This window comes from Candidatus Kurthia intestinigallinarum, from assembly GCF_003991225.1.
GTDB classification, from domain to species: domain Bacteria; phylum Bacillota; class Bacilli; order Bacillales_A; family Planococcaceae; genus Kurthia; species Kurthia populi.
The window spans coordinates 33,053-59,107 of record NZ_JTFC01000009.1; the positions used below are offsets into that span (position 1 = coordinate 33,053).

The following is a 26,055-nucleotide window of genomic DNA, read 5'->3' on the forward strand; positions in this document are numbered from 1 at the left end:
ATTAGTAAATCAATGCATGAAATACATTGACAGGAACGTTAAGTGGAAATATACTATATATGAACATATAATCATATAAGCATAAGAGGTGATGGTATGGATGTACAACCAACGATAGATTTCACGCAGGAATTAGATGAAGAAACGCTATTTATCGTGTCGCAAACATTTAAAGCGATTAGTGACCCGACGCGTATTCGTATTTTATATTTGTTATTTGATCGAGAATATGCAGTGAATGAAATTAGTGACGAGTTAGCATTAAAACAATCGACTGTGTCACATCAATTACGATTTTTAAAAAATATGCGTCTTGTAAAATCTCGTCGAGAGGGAACAAGCATTTATTATTCACAAGCTGACAAGCATGTCATGCAAATATTAAAACAAATGATTGAGCACGCCGCTCACTGCTAGGAGGAGTTTTATGGGACACTCACATGATCATGGTCACGGTGGCCATGGACACGACCATACACATGGCGCAAACAAAAAAACATTATTAATTGCCTTTATTATTATTACGGCCTACATGGTCGTAGAAGTAATCGGTGGCTTTATGACCAATAGCTTGGCATTATTATCTGATGCAGGGCATATGCTAAGCGATTCGATTGCACTTGGTGTCGGGGTTGCCGCTTTTGCGATGGCCGAAAAAGTAGCGAATACGACGAAAACATTTGGCTACAAACGATTTGAAATTTTAGCAGCTGTTTTTAACGGTGTTACGCTAATTGCAATCGCCATTTTTATTTTTTTTGAGGCAATTCAGCGCTTTATGCAACCAGCAGAAATTGCGACTACTGGAATGCTGATTGTGGCTATTATTGGCTTGCTTGTGAATATTTTAGTAGCGTTCATTTTACTACGCGGTGGCGATACACATGATAATTTGAATATGCGTGCAGCATTGGCGCATGTCATCAGCGATATGCTAGGCTCATTTGGTGCTATCATTGCGGCACTGCTTATTATGGCATTTGGCTGGAGTTGGGCGGATCCGTTAGCAAGTATTATTGTTGCGGTACTTGTTTTACGAAGCGGTCTTGCCGTAACAAAAGATTCGGTTCATGTTTTAATGGAAGGAACACCAACAAATGTAGTGTTTGATGACATCGTTAAAACGATTGAGGAGACACCTGCTATAAAACGTCTGCATGATTTGCATATTTGGACGATTACAAGCGGTACGAATGCACTGAGCTGTCATATCGTTGTAGATGATAATTTAACGATTCGTGAAACACAAAAAGTATTAGACGATTTAGAGCATAAATTACAGCATAAAAATATTACGCATATAACGGTGCAGTTTGAATCAAGTGAATCAACGCATCATAATGAATTGATTTGTGACTTAAATGAAGAGCATCATCACGATCATGACCACGTACATTAAGTAGGTTGAGGTAAGAATAAAAACAAATTCAGTCAAAAAGAGAAGGCATTGCGCATGAGCGCGATTCCTTCTTTTTTTGTGAAATTGTCGATAGTTGTTCATATACAATTCATATTTCTTCGGTATACTATAGTCACAATGAAAGGGTGGAGAAGACGTGAAAAAAACACTCATCGCATCATTACTTGTCGGCACAGCATTATTAGCAGCATGCGGCAATGAAAATGCATCAACAGAAGACACAACAGAAGCCTCAAAACATCAGCATTCGATGGCGAATACGCATCAAAATGGCTCGATGGACCATGAGCAGCTCGTATTAAAGGACAATAAAGGAACAAATACATTAACATTCCCAGCAGTAATAAAGCCGGATAGTGTAAAAGGGAAGAAGGTCGAATATTCGTTAACAGCACAAGCCGGTACAACGGAACTATTTAACGGCTATGAAACAAAAACATACGGCTATAACGGTAATTTACTTGGTCCAACATTACGCTTAAAAGAAGGCCAGCATGTGACGATTCACTTAAAAAATGATTTACCTGAAGCAACAACATTCCACTGGCATGGGTTAGAAGTTTCAGGTAAGGCAGATGGTGGACCGCATGCTTTAATTGAACCAGGTGAGGAAAAAATAATTCAATTTACGGTGACACAACAGGCAGCGACACTTTGGTATCATCCGCATCCAATGGGCAATACAGCACAGCAAGTGTATAAGGGGCTAGCAGGGCTCTTGTATATTGAGGATGCCAATGCAGAAGCACTTGATTTGCCAGAAGATTACGGTGAAAATGATTTCCCAATCATCTTACAAGACCGTGCATTCGTTAAAGGAAAACAGCTTGATTATAGTAAAGTGGCCAATATTGACGGCACTTATGGGGATACAATGATGATCAATGGCGTTATTAATCCCGTATTAAAAACAGAGAAAAAATTAGTTCGCTTACGTGTGTTAAATGGCTCCAATGCGCGCAATTACAACGTCCATTTTGATAATGATATGGCTTTTACGCAAATTGCGACAGATGGTGGCTTTTTAAATAAACCACAAAAAATGAAGGAATTATTATTAGGTGCGGGTGAACGTGCAGAGATTTTAGTTGATTTATCGAAAGTGAAAGGAAAGCGTGTATCACTAGTAAATGACCAAAATGTTGTGTTATTACCGATTGATGTAAACGATACTAAATCGGCAGTGAACGCATCGACAAAGCTAAATACGATTAAAGTAGACAAAGCGCTTCTAGAGCAACAACCAACAAAAGTTGTCAAAATGGAAGGCATGCGTGAGAACGTGACGATTAATGGCAAAAAATTTGATGAAAAGCGTGTTGATTTCACACAGAAAAAAGGTGAAACAGAAGTCTGGGAAATTGACAATGCTATTACCGATGAAGGCGGTATGATTCATCCTTTCCATATTCATGGTACACAGTTTTTAGTACTAAGTGTGAATGGTGAAAAGCCAGAGCCAAGCTTACAAGGCTATAAAGATACAATCACGTTACAGCCTGGTCAAAAAGCGCGTATTGCGGTTAAATTCCCATACGAAGGGATGTATATGTTCCACTGTCATATTTTAGAGCATGAGGATAATGGTATGATGGGCCAAATTGAAGTGAAGTAGTACAAAAAAAGACGCGTTTTTATGCGTCTTTTTGCATTTATATATAAAAAAATTGAAAAAACAAAAAATTTACACTGTTCTTGAATTGGCGTATGATATAAACTGTCTTATTTTTAATTAATGGAGGAATGACATGCAGCGAGCAAATAAATGGGCGCTATTGCCCTTCGTTGCGTTTATCGTGTTATTTATTGGCATAGGGATTATTAGTGGTGACTTTACGGCAATGCCGTTAAATGTTGCGGTATTAATTGCCTGTATGATTGCCTTTTTGATGAATCGACAAGAAAAACTAGCAACGAAAGTAGAAATTTTTACGAAAGGTGCCGGCAATTCAAATGTGATGTTGATGGTCGTCATCTTCGTGTTAGCAGGAGCCTTTTCAAGTGTTGCGAAGGGGATGGGAGCCGTTGATTCAACGGTAAACTTAGGTTTAGACTTTGTACCACCAAGTTTATTATTAGTAGGTCTGTTTATTATAGGATGCTTTATTTCCGTATCAATGGGAACATCGATGGGGACAGTAGTCGCGCTTGCGCCAATAGGTGTTGGGATTGCAGAAAGCACAGATATTCCAATGGCACTTGCTATGGCGACGGTTGTTGGTGGTGCAATGTTCGGGGATAATTTATCGATTATTTCAGATACAACGATTGCTGCCGTACGTACGCAAGGTACGAATATGCGTGATAAATTTAAAGTGAACTTCTTTATCGTGTTACCAGCTGCGATTTTAACTTGTGTTATTTTATATTGGTTAACAGCAGGTAGTAGTGCGGATGCCGTAGAAGTAGCAAAGTATTCATTCGTAGAAGTGTTACCGTATTTAATTGTCTTAATTGTGGCGTTAGCAGGTCTGAATGTTATGCTTGTTTTAGTCATCGGTATCGTATTGTCTGGTATTATCGGTTTTATGAATGGCTCGTATACATTTTTAACATTTATCAAGGCTGTAAGTGACGGTGTGATTGGGATGGAAGACATTGCGCTTATTGCGATTTTAATTAGTGGTCTCGTAGCACTGATTGAACATCATGGTGGTTTAGCATATTTACTAGAAGTCGTGTCAAAACGTGTCAAAAAGAAAAAAGGTGCTGAATTGGGGATTGCTTCATTAGTATCAGTTGTTGATATTGCGACGGTAAATAATACCATTGCGATTTTAATGGCTGGTCCATTAGCAAAAACAATTGCTGATAAATATGAGGTGGATCCACGTAAATCAGCGAGTTTACTCGATATTTTCGCCAGTTTTTGGCAAGGGTTATTACCGTATTCACCGCAATTACTAGCTGCTGCTAGTATTGCCGGTATTTCGACAGTTGGTATGTGGCAAGTGTATTCAATTTATCCACTCTTGATGGGTGTGATGGCGATTATTGCGATTTTAATGGGCTATCCCGCATTAAAGAACAAAAAGAAAACATCTCATAAATAAAAAAGAAGGGATTAGGCTACTGATAGCTTGATTCCTTCTTTTTTTCGGGTATAAAGGGCAATAAAGGAGTGGTAAAGATGACTGGAATTTATGATTATATGACAATGCATATGAAAGAGATTCAACAAGACATTTTAACGCTCGTTCAAAAAGAATCCCCATCGATAGATCGTGATGCTGCCAATCAATGCAAAGAGGCAATCCAACAATTGCTAATGCGTGAATTCAAACAACGTGCAGAAGAATTTCCACAACAAGAGCATGGTAGCCATCTACGTTTTGAGTACGGAGATGGCGCAGAACAATTATTACTAGTTGGACATTATGATACGGTGTGGAAAAAAGGGGTATTTCCAATAAAACAAGACGGCGATAAATTGTATGGACCCGGTATTTTAGATATGAAATCGAGTATTGTGATGGCGGTTTGGGCAGTGAAAGCTTGTAGAGAATTAGAGATAGGTATCCCTTATAAAATCGTCTGTATTTTTAATAGTGATGAAGAAGTTGGTAGTAAAACATCGCGTGAATTAATTAAGGAAGAGGCGAAAAAAAGTAAAGTAGCACTCGTGCTAGAGCCACCAGAGGCAAGTGGTGCGCTAAAGACAAGTCGAAAAGGCATTTTATCGTATGATATTGAGATTATTGGAAAGGCGGCGCATGCAGGGAATGCATTTACCCTAGGCGTTAGTGCTATTATCGAAGCGGCGAAGCAAATTGAACATTTAAGTCATTTGACGGATTTAGAACTTGGCACAACCGTTAATATTGGGACTATTCAAGGTGGTAGTGCCAAAAATGTCGTTCCTGAGCGTGTTCACTTAGGTGTTGATGTGCGCGTGCTCACGAAGCATCAACAAAGTCATATCGAGCGCCTTTTTAAACAGTTAAAACCAACGCGTAAAGACATTACATTAACCGTTACAGGCGGTGTCGATCGTCCACCAATGCCACGTTTGGATAGCACCGAGCATATTTTTGATGAAACATATGCTATTGCTGGAGAACTTGATTATATTGTAAAACAAATTGCGGCAGGTGGAGGCAGTGATGCGAATTTTACGAGTGAGTTTACGCCAACATTGGACGGTTTAGGGGTTATTGGTGAAGGTATGCATGCGAGTAATGAACATATTGTGTTATCAGAAATTCCAAAGCGCTTTGCGTTATTGGCCAAATTAATAACGGAATTAAAATAATGCTGTTACTTTTTGTAGAAATTGTGTGGATTGTCGCACAATTGAAGAAACGTGTCATTTTCCACTGTAATGCGACTGTTAGAGTTGAAATAGAAAAGCTATAATAGAGAAGAACTGAACGATAGATAAGGAGAGATTTAGATAATGAAAGGTTTAAAATGGGCATTTGCAACATTTGCAACAACAGGGCTATTACTAGCTGGTTGCGGTGAAGATGTCACACAACCACCCAAAAGTGAGTTGATGACAACGAATAATAAAGATAAAGGTGTTTTAGGCGATTATTGCTGGGAAGTAGAAGGAAAAGAAAACTGCGAAAAAGGCGAGGACATCGTTGAAACATTAGAAAAAGCAGAAGCTATTCCAGCAACAATGGGGACAGCGTTAACATTCGCAATTGATAGTAAAGATCGTCCGACTTCAGGTGAACTAGAATGGGTTACAGAAGAAGGAAAAAAAGGGAAAGAAAAATTAAAAGGTTCTTTATTATTCGTACCGCAAGATAAAGGTATTTATTATTACACGTATACAGCGAAATGGGACGGCTCTGGTAAAAAAGGATATAAAGGTGAAGCGGAATATTATTATAAATTACGCGTTCAATAATTTGCAAAAAAGGAAAAACTTGAAAAAGTTTTTCCTTTTTTCTTTTTGCTTCAACTACTCGATTTTACATAAAATCGCTTAATTATAAGTAAACTTGTAGGAAATGTATAAAATCACGTTACAATATTCAAATGATTTACTATAATAAATCATATAAATTTACTGGGTTTTGAAGGAGTTTAGACGAATGACATTTATGATTTTAACAGGTCTATTTGTAGGTGCCCTATTAGGCTTCGTGTTGCAACGTGGTCGCTGGTGCCTAACGGGTGGTTTCCGTGATATGTATATCGCAAAAGATAATCGTATGTTTTATGCATTATTACTGGCAATTACTGTACAAAGCGTTATGGTTTACGCGTTAATTGCTGCTGGAAAAGTTCAATTTACAGCAGGCACATTTTCATTAGTTGCGATTATAAGTGGTGCTTTTGTATTTGGTATAGGTATTATTTTAGCGGGTGGCTGTGCGACCGGTACTTGGTATCGTGCGGGTGAAGGCCTTATTGGTAGTTGGGCTGCACTTGGGTTTTATATGCTGACAGCAGCGATGATGAAAACAGGTGTACTTGCAGGGATTACAACATCTGTATCTTCTGCAGGTGTCGTTAATAATTCGATGGCTGAGACACTTCATGTGAACACATGGATACTGATTGCTGTGCTTGTGCTTGTTGTGTCAGTAGTGCTAATAAATTATGCACGTCGCCCAAAAGTGAAAATTCCACAATTAAAGCCAAAAAAATCAGGACTTGCGCATATTTTATTTGAAAAGCGCTGGAGTCCCTTTGTAACAGCTGTACTGGTCGGTTTGATTGCTGCAATTGCATGGCCTGTATCAGAAGCCACAGGTCGTATGTTTGGCCTTGGCGTTACAGTACCGACGGCTAATATTTTACAATATGCAGTAACAGGAGATAATCAATTTTTAAACTGGGGTATGTTTTTAGTATTAGGTTTATTTATCGGTTCATTCATTGCGGCGAAAGCAAGTGGTGAATTCCGCTGGCGTGTACCAAATGCTAAAACGATGGTGACAAGTTCAGCAGGTGGCGTTTTAATGGGTATTGGTGCAAGTCTTGCAGGTGGATGTTCAATCGGTAACGGTTTAGTAATGACAGCAATGATGACTTGGCAAGGCTGGATTGCGCTAGTATTTATGATTTTAGGCGTTTGGGTAGCGTCATACTTTGTGTTTGTACGCCCAACAAAACAACGCGCCGCTTAATTTAAGGAGGAAATAATAATGAAAAAAGTATTAGAAACAGCAGGGAAAGTTTGTCCATTCCCGTTAATCGAAGCAAAAGATGCGATGAAAGACTTACAATCAGGGGACGATTTAGTTATCAATTTTGACTGTACACAAGCGACAGAATCAATTCCACGCTGGGCTGCAGAAGAAGGTCATACCGTATCAAACTATGAAGCATTAAGCGATGCTGCATGGACAATTACTGTGACAAAAAAATAATTTTAAAAAAAGGAAGTGCGATGAATCGTGCTTCCTTTTTTTGTCTAACGATATTTTATTTTCAAAAAAATAACATTATAACAATTAATGATATAAAATAGAGTGTAAAGTAATTGATTTTTGGAAGTTGGTGTCGTAGAATGAAAAACTTATATATGAATGTGTTTGCAAGTTTAATTATTTTTGCGGCCATTTTAATTGCAGTATTTAGTTGGTTAAATTATATGATGTTACGAGAAATGCAAGGAAATCAACAGCAAGAGCTTTGGAATTTAGTTGAGAACAATGTCATGACAGATATGCAAACGGTTGATAAAGCCTATTTATATTTTGATGAATCATATACAGAGAAGATGGAGAAAGAATTAAAATCACTGCGCAATTACTATAAAAAGAATCCCGAAGTTGAAACGTGGGACATTGCAGCGATTAAAGAACGTACAGAAATGGAGTTTTACATAATTGATACAACCAATACAATTATTAAAACAACCTATCAACCGGCACAAGGTTTAGATTTTAATGAGTGTTGTGAAAAATTTGCCAAGTTATTAAATGAGCGACGTGCACAAGAGACATTTGTATCGGATGGCTTGGATAATTCAGCAGCGACGAAAGATTTATGGAAATATGGTTATATTGCTACGGCAGATCATCAATATATATTAGAATTAGGCGTGCCATTAAGTGATACACAACTATTTAAATCCTTTAACTTTTTTGATTCATCTGCATCGTTAAAAGAAAAATATAATGATTTAAAAGATATTCGTATTATTAGTAGTGAAGGATTTTTTTTGGAGTCATCCGATGATAAAGAATCTATTCATGATATGCCAAAAACATGGCAATCAACATACAACAAAGCTGTAGAAAGTGGTAAAGCACAACGCTATGAGAGTGAACTTAAAAATGGTAAAAAAATGATTTATCGTTTTAAACCATATACAGCAGAAAATCGACGTGGAAATTCAACAGATCGAGTGATATACACTGCTTATACGAATGATACGGAAATGGCCATGTTAAAAGAAAGTCGTAGACAGCTAGAAGTAATGCTTGCTGTAGCTTTTGTCACATCAATTATGGCGTTATTAATTATCTTTAAAATTTTCACACGCCCACTACGATTAGCAACATATGATGTTTTAACAAATGTTTATAATCGTGCATTTTATTTACAACAAATGCATAAAATGATGCAAAACAAACAAAAATATCCAATTGGTTTATTATTAATGGATTTAGATAACTTTAAACAAGTAAATGATCAGTTTGGACATCCAGTAGGAGATGAAGTATTAAAGCAATTTGCACAGATTTTGCATCAAAATATAGAAAAAGGACACTATGTAGTTCGTTTTGGTGGAGATGAATTCGGTATTATTTTAGAGAAGGCTACAGAGCAAAAAATGATACAACTTTCGCAAAAAATTATGAATAGCGTCCATGATAAAACAGGTGAATGCTGGAACTTATTGACGACGTCGATTGGTGGAGCAATTCAACAATGTGAGGATGAAACGGAAAATAGTTTATTTGCAAGGGCAGATGATGCGCTGTATAAAACAAAGAAAAAAGGAAAAGATGGCTATACTTACGCAGCGTAGCATTTACAAATGCCAGTATACTATGGCATCATAAAACAGATAATGAAATAAAGGAAGAGATAGAGTGACAAACAAATTTACAGTAAATAATATGTTAACAGAACGTGAAACCGGTCGCGTGACAAAAATTTATGCGATGACACCTGACCGTCAGCCATTTGATTTATTAGACGTAAGCATTTTAAAACATTATGGTGCAATTACAATGGAAGGCTTACACGAAAAAATGGCCGTTTATGCGATTGAAGGCGACTTAAAGCAACAAGGTCATAGTGTAACGCTAACGCTTGCTACACGTGAGGACGCAGAAAAATTCATCACGCATATTGCCCCACTTTACAATGACGTTTTACAATAAACATCTATAAAAAGAGCCCCTTCCTTATTACGAGGAGGGGACTCTTTTTAATTAGTAGAAAACTGCTTCTAAAAAATCGAGTTCAATACAGTCTTCAGGCGCTAGTGGTAAGTTTTCTAGCTCTCCATAGCTTACTGACAAATGTTGAACTGAAGCGTCATGCTCACGTGCTAATTGTGCAGCCGCTTCTTCATTAGTGAAGGCATAGGCAGCTTCTTGGTTCATTGTGAACATGCTGCCATGAGAATAAAAAAGGCCGTCTTTTTCGACGACATAATAATGAATACAATCGCTCGCTTTCATACGCTTAAGTCCTTTCCGTTCTAAATTAAGACACAAAGAGTAATTTAACATAGTTTAGCTAAAAAAGAAAGAGACATTTCCACTGTGAATCTTAAATGACGCGCTATTTATCACGATAAAAATAGAAACGGCATATGAGGTGACGGAAATGGAATTTTTTAAAAAGCGACGAGAACATCAAAGTATTCAGCGCACGTATGATAAACGAGGTTTTAATAAAGCAGGGTTGCATTTAAACGGCACAAGCTACGATTATGATGGCTATGATCATGCGGGCTATAATGCGGCTGGCTTTAAGCAAGACGGCTATAACAATGCAGGTTTCGATGTAGCTGGCTTTAAACGAGATGGTTTTGATCGTCAAGGTTACAATCGCCAAGGCTATGATGCGCGTGGCTTTAATCAAAAAGGCTTTGATCGACGCGGCTTTACAAGAGAAGGGAAACGCTATAATGCACGTGGTTTTGACGTGCAGGGCTATAATGTGCGTGGCTTTAATCAAAAAGGTCGGCATCGTAATGGGACGATGTTTAATGATGACGGCTATAATGCGGTTGGGTATGATGCGCTTGGTTTTAATAGACAAGGCTATAATGCATCGGGCTATGACCATAATGGTTATAATCAGGAAGGCTTCGATAAATACGGAAAAAAGCGCTTTGAACAACAAGTAGCCGAGCTAAATCAACGGCAGCAGCCATTGACAAAATTAGAACAACAATTAATTTCAGTAGCACAACAACCGCTACAAAAGCGAACTTTTTCACCGAGACGGGATTATACGAATCAAAAGGCATACAATCCAAAAGGCAAAGCAGCAGGCCCGTATGATGTGTTTGGGTTTAATGAGTACGGCATGCACAAAAATGGGACTCCGTTAGATGAGCAAGGGTATTCAAGAGAAGGTTTAGATAAATACAGCTTTGATCAACAAGGTTTTAATAAAGATGGCATCAATGAAAAAGGCGAAAAAAGAGATGTTTAATCAAATAAGGCAATGTGTAACGAAGTATGCGTTGCTTTTTCTTCTATTATAATCCAAAAAATTCGCCATTTGGAAATTATAATGGATATATTAAAAACAGAAAATTCCGATTTTTTGAAAACCGTTGACACTTTTTCAGGCTCGTGATAATATTTCAGTACATTAGTGATTTAGCAGACGAAAGTAAAATGGTAAAGAGCTAGAGAATAGGATATGAAATAGGAGGCATTTTGCATGAAACGTATTTTTTCATTGCTGTTCATGTTAGTAGGGATTGTTTCGGTTCTTGCAGCATGTGGCTCATCTGATGAGAAATCAGGAGCAGAAGGCAAAGACAAATTAGTAATTGGGATTGACGACAAATTCGCACCAATGGGTTTCCGCGATGATAAAAACAACATTGTCGGTTTTGATATTGACTTAGCGACAGAAGCAGCAAAACATATGGATATGGCTGTTGAGTTCCAACCAATTGACTGGTCAACAAAAGAATCAGAGCTTGCAAGTGGACGTATTGATTTAATTTGGAACGGCTATACAATTACAGACGAGCGTAAAGAAAAAGTATTATTCTCAAAACCATACTTAGAAAACGCACAAGTACTTGTTACATTAAAAGATTCTAGTTTAGCGAAATTAACAGATTTAACAAATAAAAAAATCGGTGTACAAGCACAATCTTCTGCACTTGACGCATTCAATGATAATGCGATTAGCAAAAAAGTAAAAAACGTTTCAGAGTTTAAAGATAATGTATTAGCATTAAATGATTTAAAAGCGAAACGTGTAGATGCAGTTGTTATTGACCAAGTAGTAATTGATTACTATATGACGCAACAACCAGATACATTCAAAATCATGAATGAATCCTTAGCACCTGAGCAATATGGTGTTGGGATTAAAAAAGGGAATGAAGCCCTTCAAACAAAATTACAAGAAGCTTTAGATAAAATGAACGAAGATGGTACAGCTGAAGAGATCTCAGACAAATGGTTTGGTGAAAACAAAGTTCTAAAATAGCGTATCTTTCTGAAGGGGATGTCCAACAACGGGCATCTCCTTCCCTCGTTTCAAAACCCTATTCTCGCTCACTATAAAGGAGGAACTATCGATGGCAGATTATTGGTCATCCGTCATTATGCCGATGCTTGAAGGCGCGCAAATGACATTGCTATTATTTTTTATCGCAATTATTGTATCTGTGCCAATTGGCTTTTTATTAACGCTTGCGATTAACAGTAAAGTGAAGCCACTTTCTTGGCTTGCAACAATTTACGTAACAATTATGCGTGGGACACCACTCTTACTACAATTATTAATTATTTGTTTTGGTCTACCGATGATTCCAGGAATCGGTGAATATTTAACGATTGACCGTTTTGCAGCGGCTTGCTTAGGTTTCATTTTAAATTATGCAGCCTATTTTGCTGAAATTTTCCGTGGCGGTTTATTGTCAATTGATAAAGGTCAATACGAGGCAGCGAAGGTACTTGGTTTATCAAAATCTCAAACAACGCGTAAAATTATTTTGCCACAAATGTTCCGCGTAGCACTACCATCGGTTGCCAATGAATCGATTACATTAATTAAAGATACTGCATTATTATATGCGGTTGCTGTACCAGAGCTTTTACACTTTGCTGAAACAGCCGTTAACCGAGATTTCTCGATTGTACCGTACTTTATTGCAGGTGCGATTTACTTAATCATGACGATTATTTTGACGGTTTTCTTCAAATGGTTAGAACGTCGCTTTCAATACGAATAGGAGGACATTGACATGTCATTAATTGAAGTTCAAAATTTAAAAAAATCATTTGGCGATAATGAAGTATTAAAAAATATTACATTTAACGTCGAAAAAAACGATGTCATTGCGATTATCGGTCCTTCAGGTTCTGGTAAAAGTACGATGCTTCGTAGCTTAATTCATTTAGAAGAAATTAACGGTGGTACAATTAAAATTGCCGATGAAGCCTTTGTCGAGGATGGCGTGTATAAACGTCCAGAAATTATTAAAAAGGCGACATCTAAAATGGGCATGGTGTTCCAGCAATTTAATTTATTCCCGCATTTAACGGTCAAAGATAATTTAGAGCTGGCTCCAAAAATGGCTGGTAAAAAGACTACAATCTCAGCAATGACAGCCGATTTACTACAAAAAGTTGGGTTGTTAAATAAAGAAAAAGCGTATCCAAAAAGCTTATCTGGTGGTCAACAGCAGCGTGTAGCCATTGCGCGTGCGCTAATGATGAATCCCGAAATTTTATTATTTGATGAACCAACTTCTGCACTTGATCCAGAATTAACAGGCGAAGTATTAAAAGTTATGAAAGATTTAGCAGAAGAGCATATGACGATGATTGTGGTGACACACGAGATGGGCTTTGCACGGGGTGTGGCCAATAAAGTTGTCTTTATGGATGGCGGCGAAATCGTTGAAGCGGGTACACCAGACGAATTATTTGGCAATCCACAGCATGAACGGACAAAAGCATTTTTAGCGAAAAATTTAAAATAAATGAGTGGTATATGATGAGAAAGAACGTCCAAATTCATGACGAATCGGCGTTCTTTTTTTGTGTTTTTGCCTATGAAAAAGCATCTGCCGTTAAAATTTTTTCTTCTTTCCATGAAAAAGGTGTTGTACAATAAAAACAGTTATCATTGAAATTGGCGATATTTGGATGATGCATAATGCATGAAGGAGGCTCTTTTAGTATGGAAAAGTCGGATTTAATGAAACAAAAAATTGATGAGCTTTCAGAGAGTCAAGCAAAAAATTTATTGCTGGATTTATATATGGAATTAGATGAAAACGATGAAATATGGTTTAATGAGCATTTAAAACATCAATTAGAATGGGATACGTCTACGGTACATATTGTCTTTGGACGTACAGCTTGTCTTAGTCTTAAGCAAGCATTAGATGAACGGGTTATTGCTTTTCCAGATGTCTTATCAATGGGGCCTATTAAGGCACTTGATACGTGGAAGGGAATGGAGGCGCGTTACGCATGGTTTAAAGAAAACTTACATGATACATATAATGAATTTAAAAAAATGAAGCGTAAAATGATGCAGTCTTTCCGTGATCTAAAACGGTTAACAGCAGAGCAAGATGTCGTGATTTGGACATGTGCAAATTCTGCGGAGCGTTTAGGCACAAGAATCATTATGGCGGCATTGCCACAAGTGCATACGATTCAATTAGTGGATACATACCAAGGATACCGAGATATTGAACAACATGACACACCAGGTTTTCCACGGACGACAGGCGAGGTAGCACCTGAGTTATTATCAAAAATGGCGCAGCTACCGCCAACACATTTAACGGCACAACAAGTTACAGAGCTTAAAGAAGAAGGTAAGCTGTGGTTAATGAGCGAAGCGAAGCTCCATTTATTTGAGGCAGGGGAACTAAAAGCGTTTGATGAAACGATTTTAGATGATTTTATTTTAGAACATGTCGCAGATTTACAACAAGGCAGCTATGTAAAAGCAGCTGAATTACTAGGTGACGTGTATAGCACAATGCGCGATTATACCGGTGATACTTTTTTAGAATATCGTGTGCGTTCACTAATTGATCAGCAGAAGCTGAGCTACAAGGGGGACCTCAGTGATATGATGTTATATGAAATTAAATTAGCAGAACCGAGTGATGAAGATGTGGATGAACTACTTCAGTAAAATGAAAGGGAATGGACAAAATCCATTTACCGTTTATATGAAAGATATTATTGTAACATTTATTGGCACGTTTATAACAATCGCTGGGTTAATCTATTTAACGCAATATTTGCATTCCCAGTGGATCATGGCATCATTTGGTGGTAGCTGTGCGCTGACCTTTGGGTTATGGCAAGCACCGGTATCCCAGCCACGAAGTATTATTGTAGGGCATGTTTTATCGACAACGATTGGACTTGGTATGTATCATTTGGCCGGGAATCATGCTGTTGTTGTCGGGCTTACAATTGCTTTAGCGGTGGCAGCAATGATGCTAACACGTACGATGCATCCACCGGCAGCAGCCAATCCATTAGTAATTATGCTGGAAGGCAGTCACAATTGGGGCTTTTTATTATTTCCTGTATTAACGGGCGCAGTGTTTGTTGTTATTATGGCACTACTGATTAATAATTTGCGACAAACGCGTAAATACCCAACGTATTGGTAACAATTTGTCACCGGATATCCATTGCTCTTCATGTAGGATATTGCTACTATTAAGGAGATACTGGGCATTTGCCTATTAGACAGAGGAGTATAAAAGAGCATGAATATTGTCGTTCTCGTCGTTTTCTACTTAGTGTCTGTATCACTAGGGATGCTAGCTATTTATTTAGGTGTGCCAACGAAATATGCAGTCGGATTTTTCGCTGTATTAGCGTTTGCACTTGTAGCTGGTTATTCATATGTGATTACATCAAGTAAGAATACGAAACTTATTTTACGCTTAATGCGTATGCAAAAAACAGATCCATTATTCCAATATCCTATTACGTTATTGGAAGGTACTAAAGAGCAAGAATTAGATGAAATTGAACGCATCTTACATAAGCATCGTAAAAATGTAGATACGTTATCTGATTTCCAATTCCGCAAAGCGATTTTGGAAAAGGATTTAACAACAGCAAAAGCAGTTGTTGGTTCAATGAAAAAGAGCCCATTAAAAAGATTTAACCAAGCGCAGTGTGAAGTATATATGGGTAAATTCGGGATGGCGCGTGAAATTCCACAAGTTCAATTATGGATGGACCATGCAATTGAAGCATTAATTGCTTATGAACAAGGTCATAAAGATAAATATATTGAAGAAATGGATAAATCAATTGAAAGTGCGAAAGGTACTTACCGCGTACAACAATATGCGATTAAAGAGAAAACATTACGTGAATGGCCAGAAAAGAAACCATCTCGTAAACGTTTCCACTAATATGTAACGCAAAAGACGCCTATTATGTCTAAGCATAATAGGCGTCTTTTGGAATTCCACATAAAAAGGCAGAGAAGCTATATTGAAAAAGGATTAAAAGTCAGATAGAATTAAAATACATATTGAGTAAAATTGTAGATAAAATAGAAAAAAAGATTGTTTTCGTAGAAAAATAACTTTAGCCATCGAATTCGGTATATATGAGGGGTCAGAAAATGAAGAAGACACTGGAAAACTTCCAAGAATTGTCGACGAATCAAAAATTTTTAGAGTATATCGCAACAGATACACCCTTTACGTATTGTGGAATATTGCGAAAAAACTCCACCAGTATTTTATATTTAGTAGAAAATCGCCGAACACATGAAAAAATTATTTTAAAAAGAATGCGCAAGCGCACGTTAAATCGTACAAAATATAAAAAAAGCTTCGAGCAGGAGCAACAAGTATTGCAAGCGCTTGAGTTAGCGTATGTACCTACTTGGTTAGGCAATGGGATGGTCGGAAAAGTTCCTTTTTTTATGATGACGTATATGGAAGGAGAAAATATTCTTGAACATGGACCATATGCTGCTTTAGATGCGTTACGTATTATTAAACAAGTTAGTAGCCTACTTCAAAAAATTCATGAGCAAGGCTATGTGCATCGGCATTTAAAACCTGAAAATATTATTTTTAAGCATCAACAATTGGCTATCGTTGGATTTGATCAAGCAACAAAAATAACAATGCCTAATAAAATGACGAGCGAAGAACTTTATAAACAAACGACGATTTGTAGTGATATTGATCAACTAGCACGCTTGTTTTTAACATTAACCGATGAAACAGGTCATTTAAAATGGAAAAAGGTCGAGATTGCGCTTGAACAACGTCGTTATACAAAGTCAATTAATCGGTTATTGTCACGTGCGATGGGCATACGCAAACTGTTTTCATCCTTAGAAGAATTTGATGATGCGTTAGAACACTGTTTGAATGAATTATGTACACCGTCGATGTAAGCTTCGATAAGAAAGTAGCAAAATAGTTCTAGTTGCTTTCTTATTTCTATTTGACAAAATATTCAATTAATTTTACTGTTAAACCATATAGATGGGAGGAATTTACATGTCAAACGAAGTATTTCAAACATTACCAACAACTGCGGTAAGTGATGCGTTAAAGGGGAAGAATCATTTGCCATCAACTATTAAAGTGCTTGATGCACGCCATCATATTGCCGGAAAGGCAGTGACGGTAAAGTTGCCGATTTATGAAAATGGTGCAGTAATGGAAGCAATGTTACGTGCAGAACCTGGTGATATTTTAGTTGTTGATATCGAAAATAATACGTCGCGTGCAGTTGCTGGAGACTTCGTTATTGGAATGATGAAGAAGTTGGGTATCGGTGGCCTTGTCGTTAATGGTGCTATTCGTGATGTTGAAGCAGTGCTGGCATTAGATTTCCCAGTATTCGTGACAGGCATCACACCAGCCGCAGGTGTTAAAAATGGCGGAGGCAAAGTGAATATTCCAGTAACAATCGGCAAAACAACGGTACAGCCAGGTGATATTATTGTTGGGGATGTTAATGGTGTAGTCGTTGTACCACAAGAGGCTGCACTAGAAGTAGCTGCGCGTGCAAAAGAAAAAATCGTCCAAGATGAAGAGCGAGAACGCACAGTAACAGCTTCTCGTGAGTCAATTATCGCACATTTAACAAAGGTGACAGATAGTTTAAAAGCATAGTATAATGAGTCATGAGGTGTTTTAATGAATCGTTTTGGAATGTATTCCATATTATGTGGTGTAATCGCGGTGCTTGCATTATTTATTTTAAGTGGTGTACATATGCCGATTTTACTGTTTGCTATTGTATTCCTTGCTTTAACAATTGTAGGTCTTGTATTTGCAGTAAAAGCAAAGAATGCGATTTACTTATTAACGGGTGGTCTATTAAATGGTCTGTTATTAATTTATACTGTCATTTTAACGTTTGCATCTTAAATAATCTTAAAAGAACGCTATGAAGCTTCATAGCGTTCTTTTTTTGTGAAAAAAACGTATAGCTGTGCATGGCAACAACGATTAGATAATGCTAAAATTTGGTTAACGATGATTTAGGAGGGGTTACGATGGGATTAATTAAAGCAGGATTAGATGCAGCAAAAGGTGTTTTAGAAGATCAATATCGCGATTATTTTTACTGTGAGGCGATGTCATCAGATGTATTAGTACAAAAAGGAATGCGACGTCAAACAAAACGCGGTTCAAATAAAGGCAATGAAAATATCATTTCAAATGGTTCAATCATTGCTGTCAATGATGGGCAATGTATGCTCATTATTGAGCAAGGAAAAGTAGTTGAAGTTTGTCAGGAACCTGGTGAATTTGTGTACGACACTTCCACGGAGCCAAGTATTTTTTATGATGGCAACTTCATGGACAACTTAAAAGAAACATTTAAAGAAATCGGCAAACGTTTTACATTTGGTGGAGAACCAGCGAAGGACCAACGAATTTATTTCTTTAATACAAAAGAAATTATGGGCAATAAATATGGTACACCTGCACCGATTCCATTCCGTGTAGTTGACCGCAATATTGGACTTGATATTGATATTTCGATTCGTAGTCACGGGGAATATTCGTATCGTATTACGAATCCACTCTTATTTTATACAAATGTGACAGGGAATGTGGCAGAGCAATTTACGCGTGATGCCATTGATGGACAATTAAAATCTGAAATGATGACGGCATTACAGCCTGCTTTTGCACAAATTTCTGCGCAAGGCGTACGTTATAGCGAAGTACCTGCTCATACGATTGAATTAGCGAATGCCTTAAATAAAGTTTTGTCTGAAAAATGGGAGCAAACGCGTGGTATTAAAGTTGGTACAATTGGTGTCAGCACGATGAAAGCTTCAGATGAAGATGAAGCAATGATTAAGCAATTACAACGAAATGCAGCATTACGTGACCCAACGATGGGTGCCGCGCAAATTACTGGTGCACAGGCAGATGCGATGATGAAAGCCGCGCAAAATGAAAATGGTGCTATTGGTGGCTTTATGGGAATGGGTATGGCGCAAAATGCTGGTGGTATGAATGCAGGAGATTTATATAAAATGGGTGCACAAACTCAGCAACAGCAACAAACTCAACAAAATAAGGCGAATCAATGGACCTGCGAATGTGGTACTGAAAATACGGGGAAATTTTGTTCAAATTGTGGTAAATCGAAGCCTGAAAAAGACACATGGACATGTAGCTGTGGTACTGAAAATACAGGGAAATTCTGCTCGGATTGTGGCAAACCAAAACCACAAGCAAAAGCATGTAGAAACTGTGGTTATGAAGTGCCTGCTGGTCAAACATCACCGAAGTTTTGTCCAGAATGTGGCCAAGCCTTCAATCAATAGGAGGGTTTTGATATGACACAACAACATGAAGATGGTGTGAAAGAAGTAAAGGTTGATTTTAATACGGAATGTCCGATGTGTAGTGCTTCCATTGCATTTGATCCAAGCTCAGGGAAGTTAACATGTCCGTACTGTGATTATGAGGCGGAAATTGCAACGCCAGAAAAAGAAGCACAGCGTACAGCACAAGAAATGGATTTTAAGGCGACAGATCGCCGAGAGAGCTATGATTGGGGCGTTGACAAAAAAACACTCGTTTGTGAAGAGTGCGGTGCAGAATCCATTTATGATGCACTTCAGGTGGCAGACACTTGCCCGTATTGTGGCTCTCACCAAGTAATGGAAGCCTCTACTATTGATACACTAGCGCCAAATGGTGTCTGTACATTTAATGTTACAGAAAAAGAAGCGGGTTCTAATTTTCAAAAATGGATTAAAGGACGTCTTTTCACACCGAGTGCCGCAAAAAAATCAGCGAAGCCAGAAGCTTTTAGTGGCGTGTATATTCCGTATTGGACATTTGATTCCAATACGATGTCACATTATACGGCAGCATACGGTATTACACGCATTGTAGAGGACCGTGAAGGCAATACGCGTACAGAAATCGATTGGTACCGTACATCAGGCGTATATCAACGTTTTGTTGATGACGAGCTTGTACTTGCGTCAAAACGCTATGACGGTGAATTACTGCGAAAAGTAGAGCCGTATAACACGACTGATAATAAAGTGTACAAGCCAGATTATTTATCTGGTTTTTTAGCGGAGCGCTATAGTATTGGCTTAGATGAAGGTTGGGGAATTGCGCAACGACAAATTCACACAACACTTGAGTCAGAAATTACACAACGTATTTTGCGCCAATATGGTGCATCTCAAGTAGCTAATTTACAATTTTCAACGACGCATGACCAAATCACGTACAAGTATTTAATGCTACCCATGTGGCTGTCATCATTCCGTTATAAAGAAAAAGTATATCAATTCATGGTTAATGGTCAGACAGGTAAGGTAGGTGGCCGCGCACCAATTTCACCAATTCGTGTGACGATTGCGGTAATTCTTGCACTAATTGCGATTTATGTCATTTATGTCTTTACTCAATCTTAGAAAGAGTATGCTACAATAAAAGAAAAATGTCTGTATGAAGGAGCCACTCGGTTTGCTATGGTTTAAACGAATCTTCTTTTCATTATGGGTTGTTGCAGGGCTATTTTTCACGATTATATCGTATGATAGTTTATCGCCTGAAGCCAATATGGTAATGCATTTAACGGCAGCAGCAGTACTGGCGATTGGTGCAGCACAAGTATATTTTACATTTGAAAGGAAAAAATAACATGAAAAAAGAGGCTACGCATGTTGCGTAGCCTTTTTTTTCATGTGCAAAATCTTTTCTCAAAGGAAGTTTTTATTTTAAATTTTTGGATAATTGTGTAAAATAAGAGCAAGAACATTGTGAAATGGAGAGAATATACGCTTTAATTAGGGGGATGGACATGAATACAACAACAGCTTTAGAAATGAACGCTTTACGTATACCAGACGAGGTGTGTTTAGAATTTGGAGAAAAGAATTATACGTGGAAAGAGTTAGATGAGTTAGCTAATCGCTATGCAAAGGGGTTTGCAGACCGTGGTATTCGCCGGGGGGATCATATCGCTGTCCTAATGAAAAATTCTGATGACTTTGTTGTCATTAGCTATGCGATTTGGAAGGTAGGCGCTGTATTAGTACCCATTCATTATTTATCAGCAACACCTGAAGTAACTTACATATTACAGCATGCTAATATCGTAGCATTTATTTTTGATGATGTCTTTATGCACATAGCTGAGCAAGCATTATCACAACTAGAACAGGCCTTAAACTTAGTCGTTCACCGAGGAGACCAACAACATCCACAATTTTCACCATTAGCTTCTTTATGTGCTACTTCAATCAAACCAGTCGGTACGCATATAGAAGACTCACATTTTGCAGAAATTCTATATACACAGGGAACGACAGGGAAACCAAAAGGTGCATTATTTACACATAGTCAAGTGATGGATACTGCATTTATTTATGAACGATTAAGTCAAATGACGCGTCAAGATAGCTATTTAGTTAGTGTCCCATTATGTCATGGACTATCATTAAATGCGATTATGCTAATGGCTGCTTTAGTAGGTGGAAAATTAGTTATTCAAGAACATTTTGATGCATCAGAAATTTTAACATGGATGCAGACGAGAAAAATAACACATTTCTTTGGTGTCCCGTCGATGTATCATGCGTTAGTAGAGCAAGCGCCAGTAGATTTTTCAGCACCTGATTTACGAGTAGTAAGCTACGGGGCTGCACCAATGCCTGTGCCACTAATTGACCGTGCCATGGCGTTGTTTTCAGGCGCACAATTTTTTAATATTTATGGTACGACGGAAAGTGGCCCTACAGGCTTAATGCTATTGCCTTCTGAACATCATCAGCATAAAGGGAAAACAGGTAAAGCCATGCCTCTAACGGCTGTTCGTTTAGTTAATGAGTATATGGAAGATGTACCACAAGGCACGCAAGGAGAAATCATTATTAAAAGTCCGACAGTTATGACGGAGTATTATAAGGACCCTGCAGCGACATTTACAATGAAGAAAAATGGCTGGTTATTCACAGGAGATTTAGCAACGGAGGATAAGGATGGGTATATGACCATTGTTGGGCGAAAGGATAATACGATTTTATCTGGTGGAGAAACGGTATATGCAGTAGATATTGAACATGTTTTGCTCACACACCCAGCCGTACAAGAAGCGGTGATTATGGGCATTCCTGATCAAGTATGGGGAGAAATTGTTGCGGTAACAATTGTGCCTAATCCCGGGAAAACGATTACGGAACAAGAATTAGTAGCGTATTGTAAAACACATTTAGCAAGCTATAAAATACCGAAGAAGTTTTTATTTATGGATGAATTGCCACGTAGTACATCCGGGAAAATATTAAAAGATCATTTGAAAGAAACATTAAAAAAATAAATAAATTATGCGAAAAGCACCGTCATGCTCGTCAGTGGCGGTGTTTTTATATGGGAACCTGTGCGAACTATTGGAGTCTAGTAGGCGTCGTTATGTATAATACAAATGAAAGAGGTGTTGTATGAGAGCATTATTTAAATTAGTAATGATTGCACTCGTGTTAGCCCTTTGTTTTCAATATGTAAAAAAAGAGCAACCACAATTATTACACGATGCAAAAGAGAGTTTTCAAATGCTGTCAGAAGGTAGCCAGCGAGTTGTAGAAATGGCGCAAGTCGGCGTTGATTCCATAAGTGATACGGCGAATGAACCTAAAAATAAAATAAAGGTTGATACATTAGAAGTAACACGTCTAAAAAGTGAATATGGTGTCGATTGGATTGTGTCACATAATCACTATAAAGATTTCACATTGAAATTAGCCGATGATTCAGGTGGATATATAGCCGGAAAAGGACGCAGTATTTTAAATGTGACGATTGGAAAAACCACAAAAGATGCTGTAAAGAAACAATACGGTGAGCCGCTAGATGGCATTCGTCATGGGCTAACAATGTATCAGTTTTCTAAGGATGATCAACAAGAACAGCTCGTTTATGAAAAAGATGGCTATTATTTATGGTTCTTTATTGATAAACATAATAATAATCGCGTGCGAGCCGTTCAATATGTGACGGTTAAAACCGAACAACGTATGAAAAATTACTATGCGACAGCGAATAAGGAGTTGCGTTTGAGCTACGAACAATTAATGGTTCTATTAATGAATCAAAGTCGTGTAGAAGCTGGATTAAAGCCACTTTTGTATGACAAAGGTTTAAAAGGTGCAACACGTGCACACAGTCAGGATATGATTGATGAAGGCTATTTCTCTCATACAGGAAGTGATGGGAGCCAACCGAAAGATCGAATGGTTGCTGCCGGTCATACAATGGAAAAGCTTTATGCAGAAAATCTAGCATATGGTCAAATTAGTTCGATTTTTGCACATGAGGGATTGATGAATAGTTTAGGGCACCGTGAAAATATCTTACGTGAGGAAGCAACGAATGTTGGTGTAGGCGTTGCGTTTGATAATAAAAATGTACCATATTATACGATTAATTTTTATACACCAATGTAAAAAAATAGGTTTTAGGCTAAAAAAGAGCGGAAAGGATTTATGAAACCGTTCTTTTTTATTTAGACAATAAATTGATAGTTAGAACTATAAAAAATACAATATTTTATGATACAATGTAATCATTATATAGTATAAAAAAACTATAATACGCTTTATTTTAAGAAGTAAAAAAGTATCAGATTATTGAGGGGAATATGAATGGATATTATTCAGGCACAACGTGAAACGCGCGAGCTTATTGTAAATACACAATATATAGCAAAAATGGTGGATGGCGAAGCATATGAGGGCTTTAATAGCGCATGGGCAAAAATGAGAACAATTAGTGCACGCAAAGAACAAATATGCTCGAGTTGTTTCGTGACGATTCATTATATGGAGCCAATGAATGTTTATTTAGCATTATCCCATGATGATGGTCATTTTCATCGTCAAAATATGTGTATGAATTGTATGATGAAGGAACGTCGCCAAACAGCCTCATACATTGCGACAAAATTCGAAAAAGAAATAAAGAGTGTTAGCGTTCTTAATACCACACATTTAAGAAATATGACGTTGGAAAAAGGTGAGGAAGTTGCACAAAAAATGTGTGAAGATGCGATCTATTTACATGGACATATCCCGGTGAATGTTATTGTAAGAGATGGAATGTATTTGTATGAAAATATTCGAGCTGTCACCGCAAAATCCAAGCATTATTGTTATCGCTGTAGTGCGATAATTCCTGTTGATGAAACGACATTTGTTATTCCTGCAAAAGTAAAAAGTGTCAATCGTCAAGAAATGAACTTTATTTGCCAAACGTGTGCAACAAAATCATTACGCGCTTCTAGTAAACGAATTGAACAGTATGAACGTGAAAAACAACTATAAAAACACGCAAAAAAGTAGGATGCGTCTGAAAAGACGCATCCTACTTTTTTGTGTGTTATTCATCTCAATTTGGCATGTATCTAATAATTAAAAAACAAATAAATGCTTTATTTATCGAAAAATGATATGAAGAATGTAGTATTTATAGATGATAACGCTTACTTTTGAGAATAAAAAGCATAAAAAAATAGAATAATTAACTGAAAATATTGAAAACTATCTCATTTTGAGCAAAAATAAAGATATCAACAAAATGTTAGAAAACCTCACATAAAAAAAGTCGTTTTCCTAACATAATTAGGAGGAGAAGCATATGGATGAAGCAATGTACTTGATGAACAGTCTTTGGACGATGGTAGCAGCAATTTTAGTTATTTTTATGATTGGTGGTTTTATTTTATTAGAAGCAGGCTCATTACGAATGAAAAATGCAGGACATGTTGCCGGCAAGACAATTTTTACATTTGGCCTAGCATCATTAGTTTTCTGGGCAATCGGATATGGCTTTATTTTTGGAGATAACGCAAACTTTTTTGTGGGGATGTCGAATTTCTTTTATGGGGGAACATTAACAGAAGGTGACAGTTTAGCAGCGACTGTATTTTTTGTTTTCCAACTAGCATTCGCTGGTATTGCTGTAACAATTGCACTTGGTGGATTTGCAGAACGTGCGAAGTTTTCAGTGTATGTAATCTTTACAATTTTATTCGGTATGCTTGTTTATCCAGTCGTTGCACATTGGATTTGGGGTGGCGGATGGTTAGCAGAGCACGGCAAACAAGATTTTGCTGGCTCAACAGTTGTTCACTTAACAGGTGCGATGGCTGCCTTAGCAGCAACAATGGTTTTAAAACCCCGTATTGGTAAATTTAATAAAGATGGTTCGGCAAATAAATTTGCTGGTCATAACCAAGTATACTCAGCGTTAGCTGTACTGATTTTATTTGTTGGATGGTTAGGGTTTAATGCCGGTTCAACAGTGTCAGTAGAAGGCGTATTCTTTGGCTATGTGGCAGTTAATACAGTGTTAGCCGCATGTGCTGGCGCGGTAGCAGCAACATTTATTTCGTGGGTTGTGCTAGGGAAATCAGATATTCCAACGATTTTAAACGGCATGCTAGCAGGGCTTGTAGCGATTACGGCATCATGTGCCTTCGTAGATGTATGGGCGTCTGTTGTAATTGGACTAATTGCAGGTGTTATTACATTCTTCGCTGCACGATTCCTAGAAGCAAAACAAATTGATGATCCAATTTTTGCAGTATCTGTACATGGTATTCCGGGAATATGGGGTACATTATCAACAGGCTTCTTTGCAACAGGAGCACTTGCAGAATCCACAGGTGTTGGTCAAGCTGGATTATTTTATGGTGGTGGTGTTGAGCAATTATGGGTACAATTTATGGGTGTAGCAGTTTGTGGTATTTATGCCTTTGTTGCATCATATGCTATCTTATGGGTAATGAAAAAAGTGATGGGCACGATCCGTGTTAGTGAAGAGGAAGAAATTATGGGCTTAGATATTTCAGAACATGGTGGGTACGGCTACCCCGAGCATTTAGGGGCAACAGCTTCTACAATGAAGGACGACGAACCAGAAGTGACAAATGCAACGCAACAACCGAAGCATATTTAGCTAGTAAATAATCGATAGACGCCATCCTAACGCGCTCGTTAGG

At 37.7% G+C, this 26,055-nt stretch carries 28 protein-coding genes; 27 read left to right on the plus strand and 1 reads right to left on the minus strand.

Going from position 1 to position 26,055, the window contains the following annotated elements:
- Positions 1-96 precede the first annotated feature (96 nt).
- The 10 genes from QI30_RS03130 (at position 97) to QI30_RS03175 (ending at position 9,717) form a co-directional block, all read left to right on the plus strand.
- Positions 97-417, plus strand: a complete 321-nt coding sequence (locus tag QI30_RS03130; RefSeq protein WP_126989496.1) for an ArsR/SmtB family transcription factor — start codon at positions 97-99, stop codon at positions 415-417.
- A gap of 10 nt (positions 418-427) precedes the next feature.
- Positions 428-1,399, plus strand: a complete 972-nt coding sequence (locus tag QI30_RS03135) for a cation diffusion facilitator family transporter (protein WP_126989497.1) — start codon at positions 428-430, stop codon at positions 1,397-1,399.
- 157 nt (positions 1,400-1,556) lie between these two features.
- Positions 1,557-3,035: a multicopper oxidase family protein gene (locus tag QI30_RS03140; RefSeq protein WP_126989498.1), complete on the plus strand. Its 1,479-nt coding sequence runs from the start codon at positions 1,557-1,559 to the stop codon at positions 3,033-3,035.
- A gap of 133 nt (positions 3,036-3,168) precedes the next feature.
- The gene (locus QI30_RS03145) at positions 3,169-4,473 is read left to right on the plus strand and encodes a Na+/H+ antiporter NhaC family protein (protein WP_126989499.1); all 1,305 of its coding nucleotides are present in this window, start codon (positions 3,169-3,171) and stop codon (positions 4,471-4,473) included.
- A gap of 77 nt (positions 4,474-4,550) precedes the next feature.
- A complete protein-coding gene (locus QI30_RS03150; RefSeq protein WP_126989500.1) occupies positions 4,551-5,672 on the plus strand; it encodes a M20 family metallopeptidase in 1,122 nt (373 codons plus the stop codon).
- Between the two features lie 144 nt (positions 5,673-5,816).
- Positions 5,817-6,278: a hypothetical protein gene (locus tag QI30_RS03155; protein ID WP_126989501.1), complete on the plus strand. Its 462-nt coding sequence runs from the start codon at positions 5,817-5,819 to the stop codon at positions 6,276-6,278.
- Positions 6,279-6,465: 187 nt separating this feature from the next.
- A complete protein-coding gene (locus tag QI30_RS03160) occupies positions 6,466-7,506 on the plus strand; it encodes a YeeE/YedE family protein (protein WP_126989502.1) in 1,041 nt (346 codons plus the stop codon).
- 18 nt (positions 7,507-7,524) lie between these two features.
- Positions 7,525-7,749 (plus strand): sulfurtransferase TusA family protein, encoded by a 225-nt coding sequence (locus tag QI30_RS03165; RefSeq protein WP_126989503.1) that lies wholly within the window; start codon positions 7,525-7,527, stop codon positions 7,747-7,749.
- 140 nt (positions 7,750-7,889) lie between these two features.
- Entirely contained in the window at positions 7,890-9,359 is a 1,470-nt protein-coding gene (locus QI30_RS03170; protein WP_126989504.1) for a GGDEF domain-containing protein, read from the plus strand.
- A 64-nt stretch (positions 9,360-9,423) separates the two neighbouring features.
- A complete protein-coding gene (locus tag QI30_RS03175) occupies positions 9,424-9,717 on the plus strand; it encodes a hypothetical protein (protein WP_126989505.1) in 294 nt (97 codons plus the stop codon).
- A gap of 51 nt (positions 9,718-9,768) precedes the next feature.
- Here the strand turns inward: QI30_RS03175 and QI30_RS03180 are convergent, their stop codons facing one another.
- Positions 9,769-10,020 carry a hypothetical protein gene (locus QI30_RS03180; RefSeq protein WP_126989506.1) on the minus strand — a complete coding sequence of 84 codons (252 nt, stop codon included), beginning with the start codon at positions 10,018-10,020 and terminating at the stop codon, positions 9,769-9,771.
- A 148-nt stretch (positions 10,021-10,168) separates the two neighbouring features.
- Here QI30_RS03180 and QI30_RS03185 point away from each other — a divergent pair, with 148 nt between their 5' ends.
- The 17 genes from QI30_RS03185 (at position 10,169) to QI30_RS03260 (ending at position 26,012) form a co-directional block, all read left to right on the plus strand.
- On the plus strand, positions 10,169-11,005 hold the full coding sequence (locus QI30_RS03185) for a hypothetical protein (RefSeq protein WP_126989507.1): 837 nt from the start codon (positions 10,169-10,171) through the stop codon (positions 11,003-11,005).
- Between the two features lie 234 nt (positions 11,006-11,239).
- Positions 11,240-12,025: an amino acid ABC transporter substrate-binding protein gene (locus QI30_RS03190; RefSeq protein ID WP_126989508.1), complete on the plus strand. Its 786-nt coding sequence runs from the start codon at positions 11,240-11,242 to the stop codon at positions 12,023-12,025.
- A gap of 91 nt (positions 12,026-12,116) precedes the next feature.
- On the plus strand, positions 12,117-12,773 hold the full coding sequence (locus QI30_RS03195) for an amino acid ABC transporter permease (protein WP_126989509.1): 657 nt from the start codon (positions 12,117-12,119) through the stop codon (positions 12,771-12,773).
- Between the two features lie 12 nt (positions 12,774-12,785).
- Positions 12,786-13,526 (plus strand): amino acid ABC transporter ATP-binding protein, encoded by a 741-nt coding sequence (locus QI30_RS03200; RefSeq protein WP_126989510.1) that lies wholly within the window; start codon positions 12,786-12,788, stop codon positions 13,524-13,526.
- A 200-nt stretch (positions 13,527-13,726) separates the two neighbouring features.
- The gene (locus QI30_RS03205; RefSeq protein WP_126989511.1) at positions 13,727-14,701 is read left to right on the plus strand and encodes a DUF1835 domain-containing protein; all 975 of its coding nucleotides are present in this window, start codon (positions 13,727-13,729) and stop codon (positions 14,699-14,701) included.
- Entirely contained in the window at positions 14,679-15,191 is a 513-nt protein-coding gene (locus QI30_RS03210; RefSeq protein WP_126989537.1) for an HPP family protein, read from the plus strand. Before QI30_RS03205 ends, QI30_RS03210 begins: the two co-directional genes overlap by 23 nt.
- 99 nt (positions 15,192-15,290) lie before the next feature.
- Entirely contained in the window at positions 15,291-15,950 is a 660-nt protein-coding gene (locus QI30_RS03215; protein WP_126989512.1) for a hypothetical protein, read from the plus strand.
- A gap of 215 nt (positions 15,951-16,165) precedes the next feature.
- The gene (locus QI30_RS03220; protein ID WP_158620946.1) at positions 16,166-16,954 is read left to right on the plus strand and encodes a protein kinase domain-containing protein; all 789 of its coding nucleotides are present in this window, start codon (positions 16,166-16,168) and stop codon (positions 16,952-16,954) included.
- A 106-nt stretch (positions 16,955-17,060) separates the two neighbouring features.
- Complete coding sequence (locus tag QI30_RS03225; RefSeq protein ID WP_126989514.1) at positions 17,061-17,681, plus strand: RraA family protein; 621 nt, start codon at positions 17,061-17,063, stop codon at positions 17,679-17,681.
- 24 nt (positions 17,682-17,705) lie between these two features.
- Positions 17,706-17,939 (plus strand): hypothetical protein, encoded by a 234-nt coding sequence (locus QI30_RS03230; protein WP_126989515.1) that lies wholly within the window; start codon positions 17,706-17,708, stop codon positions 17,937-17,939.
- A gap of 128 nt (positions 17,940-18,067) precedes the next feature.
- Entirely contained in the window at positions 18,068-19,357 is a 1,290-nt protein-coding gene (locus QI30_RS03235) for an SPFH domain-containing protein (RefSeq protein WP_126989516.1), read from the plus strand.
- A 12-nt stretch (positions 19,358-19,369) separates the two neighbouring features.
- Positions 19,370-20,470, plus strand: coding sequence for a hypothetical protein (locus tag QI30_RS03240; RefSeq protein ID WP_126989517.1), 1,101 nt, complete (start codon positions 19,370-19,372; stop codon positions 20,468-20,470).
- 52 nt (positions 20,471-20,522) lie between these two features.
- Positions 20,523-20,699, plus strand: a complete 177-nt coding sequence (locus QI30_RS20300) for a hypothetical protein (RefSeq protein WP_158620947.1) — start codon at positions 20,523-20,525, stop codon at positions 20,697-20,699.
- Between the two features lie 160 nt (positions 20,700-20,859).
- Positions 20,860-22,377, plus strand: a complete 1,518-nt coding sequence (locus tag QI30_RS03245) for a class I adenylate-forming enzyme family protein (RefSeq protein ID WP_158620948.1) — start codon at positions 20,860-20,862, stop codon at positions 22,375-22,377.
- Positions 22,378-22,498: 121 nt separating this feature from the next.
- Positions 22,499-23,500: a CAP domain-containing protein gene (locus tag QI30_RS03250; RefSeq protein WP_126989519.1), complete on the plus strand. Its 1,002-nt coding sequence runs from the start codon at positions 22,499-22,501 to the stop codon at positions 23,498-23,500.
- A gap of 198 nt (positions 23,501-23,698) precedes the next feature.
- Entirely contained in the window at positions 23,699-24,376 is a 678-nt protein-coding gene (locus QI30_RS03255; RefSeq protein ID WP_126989520.1) for a hypothetical protein, read from the plus strand.
- A gap of 313 nt (positions 24,377-24,689) precedes the next feature.
- Positions 24,690-26,012 (plus strand): ammonium transporter, encoded by a 1,323-nt coding sequence (locus QI30_RS03260; protein WP_126989521.1) that lies wholly within the window; start codon positions 24,690-24,692, stop codon positions 26,010-26,012.
- The last annotated feature ends 43 nt before the right edge of the window (positions 26,013-26,055 follow it).

What these genes read in the sequence shown, in the direction of transcription:
- QI30_RS03130 (WP_126989496.1), top strand. Translation starts at nt 97, where the DNA reads ATGGATGTACAACCAACGATAGATTTCACGCAGGAATTAGATGAAGAA.
- QI30_RS03135 (WP_126989497.1), top strand. Translation starts at nt 428, where the DNA reads ATGGGACACTCACATGATCATGGTCACGGTGGCCATGGACACGACCAT.
- QI30_RS03145 (WP_126989499.1), top strand. Translation starts at nt 3,169, where the DNA reads ATGCAGCGAGCAAATAAATGGGCGCTATTGCCCTTCGTTGCGTTTATC.
- QI30_RS03150 (WP_126989500.1), top strand. Translation starts at nt 4,551, where the DNA reads ATGACTGGAATTTATGATTATATGACAATGCATATGAAAGAGATTCAA.
- QI30_RS03155 (WP_126989501.1), top strand. Translation starts at nt 5,817, where the DNA reads ATGAAAGGTTTAAAATGGGCATTTGCAACATTTGCAACAACAGGGCTA.
- QI30_RS03160 (WP_126989502.1), top strand. Translation starts at nt 6,466, where the DNA reads ATGACATTTATGATTTTAACAGGTCTATTTGTAGGTGCCCTATTAGGC.
- QI30_RS03165 (WP_126989503.1), top strand. Translation starts at nt 7,525, where the DNA reads ATGAAAAAAGTATTAGAAACAGCAGGGAAAGTTTGTCCATTCCCGTTA.
- QI30_RS03170 (WP_126989504.1), top strand. Translation starts at nt 7,890, where the DNA reads ATGAAAAACTTATATATGAATGTGTTTGCAAGTTTAATTATTTTTGCG.
- QI30_RS03180 (WP_126989506.1), bottom strand. Translation starts at nt 10,020, where the DNA reads ATGAAAGCGAGCGATTGTATTCATTATTATGTCGTCGAAAAAGACGGC.
- QI30_RS03185 (WP_126989507.1), top strand. Translation starts at nt 10,169, where the DNA reads ATGGAATTTTTTAAAAAGCGACGAGAACATCAAAGTATTCAGCGCACG.
- QI30_RS03190 (WP_126989508.1), top strand. Translation starts at nt 11,240, where the DNA reads ATGAAACGTATTTTTTCATTGCTGTTCATGTTAGTAGGGATTGTTTCG.
- QI30_RS03195 (WP_126989509.1), top strand. Translation starts at nt 12,117, where the DNA reads ATGGCAGATTATTGGTCATCCGTCATTATGCCGATGCTTGAAGGCGCG.
- QI30_RS03200 (WP_126989510.1), top strand. Translation starts at nt 12,786, where the DNA reads ATGTCATTAATTGAAGTTCAAAATTTAAAAAAATCATTTGGCGATAAT.
- QI30_RS03205 (WP_126989511.1), top strand. Translation starts at nt 13,727, where the DNA reads ATGGAAAAGTCGGATTTAATGAAACAAAAAATTGATGAGCTTTCAGAG.
- QI30_RS03210 (WP_126989537.1), top strand. Translation starts at nt 14,679, where the DNA reads ATGTGGATGAACTACTTCAGTAAAATGAAAGGGAATGGACAAAATCCA.
- QI30_RS03215 (WP_126989512.1), top strand. Translation starts at nt 15,291, where the DNA reads ATGAATATTGTCGTTCTCGTCGTTTTCTACTTAGTGTCTGTATCACTA.
- QI30_RS03220 (WP_158620946.1), top strand. Translation starts at nt 16,166, where the DNA reads ATGAAGAAGACACTGGAAAACTTCCAAGAATTGTCGACGAATCAAAAA.
- QI30_RS03225 (WP_126989514.1), top strand. Translation starts at nt 17,061, where the DNA reads ATGTCAAACGAAGTATTTCAAACATTACCAACAACTGCGGTAAGTGAT.
- QI30_RS03230 (WP_126989515.1), top strand. Translation starts at nt 17,706, where the DNA reads ATGAATCGTTTTGGAATGTATTCCATATTATGTGGTGTAATCGCGGTG.
- QI30_RS03235 (WP_126989516.1), top strand. Translation starts at nt 18,068, where the DNA reads ATGGGATTAATTAAAGCAGGATTAGATGCAGCAAAAGGTGTTTTAGAA.
- QI30_RS03240 (WP_126989517.1), top strand. Translation starts at nt 19,370, where the DNA reads ATGACACAACAACATGAAGATGGTGTGAAAGAAGTAAAGGTTGATTTT.
- QI30_RS03245 (WP_158620948.1), top strand. Translation starts at nt 20,860, where the DNA reads ATGAATACAACAACAGCTTTAGAAATGAACGCTTTACGTATACCAGAC.
- QI30_RS03250 (WP_126989519.1), top strand. Translation starts at nt 22,499, where the DNA reads ATGAGAGCATTATTTAAATTAGTAATGATTGCACTCGTGTTAGCCCTT.
- QI30_RS03255 (WP_126989520.1), top strand. Translation starts at nt 23,699, where the DNA reads ATGGATATTATTCAGGCACAACGTGAAACGCGCGAGCTTATTGTAAAT.
- QI30_RS03260 (WP_126989521.1), top strand. Translation starts at nt 24,690, where the DNA reads ATGGATGAAGCAATGTACTTGATGAACAGTCTTTGGACGATGGTAGCA.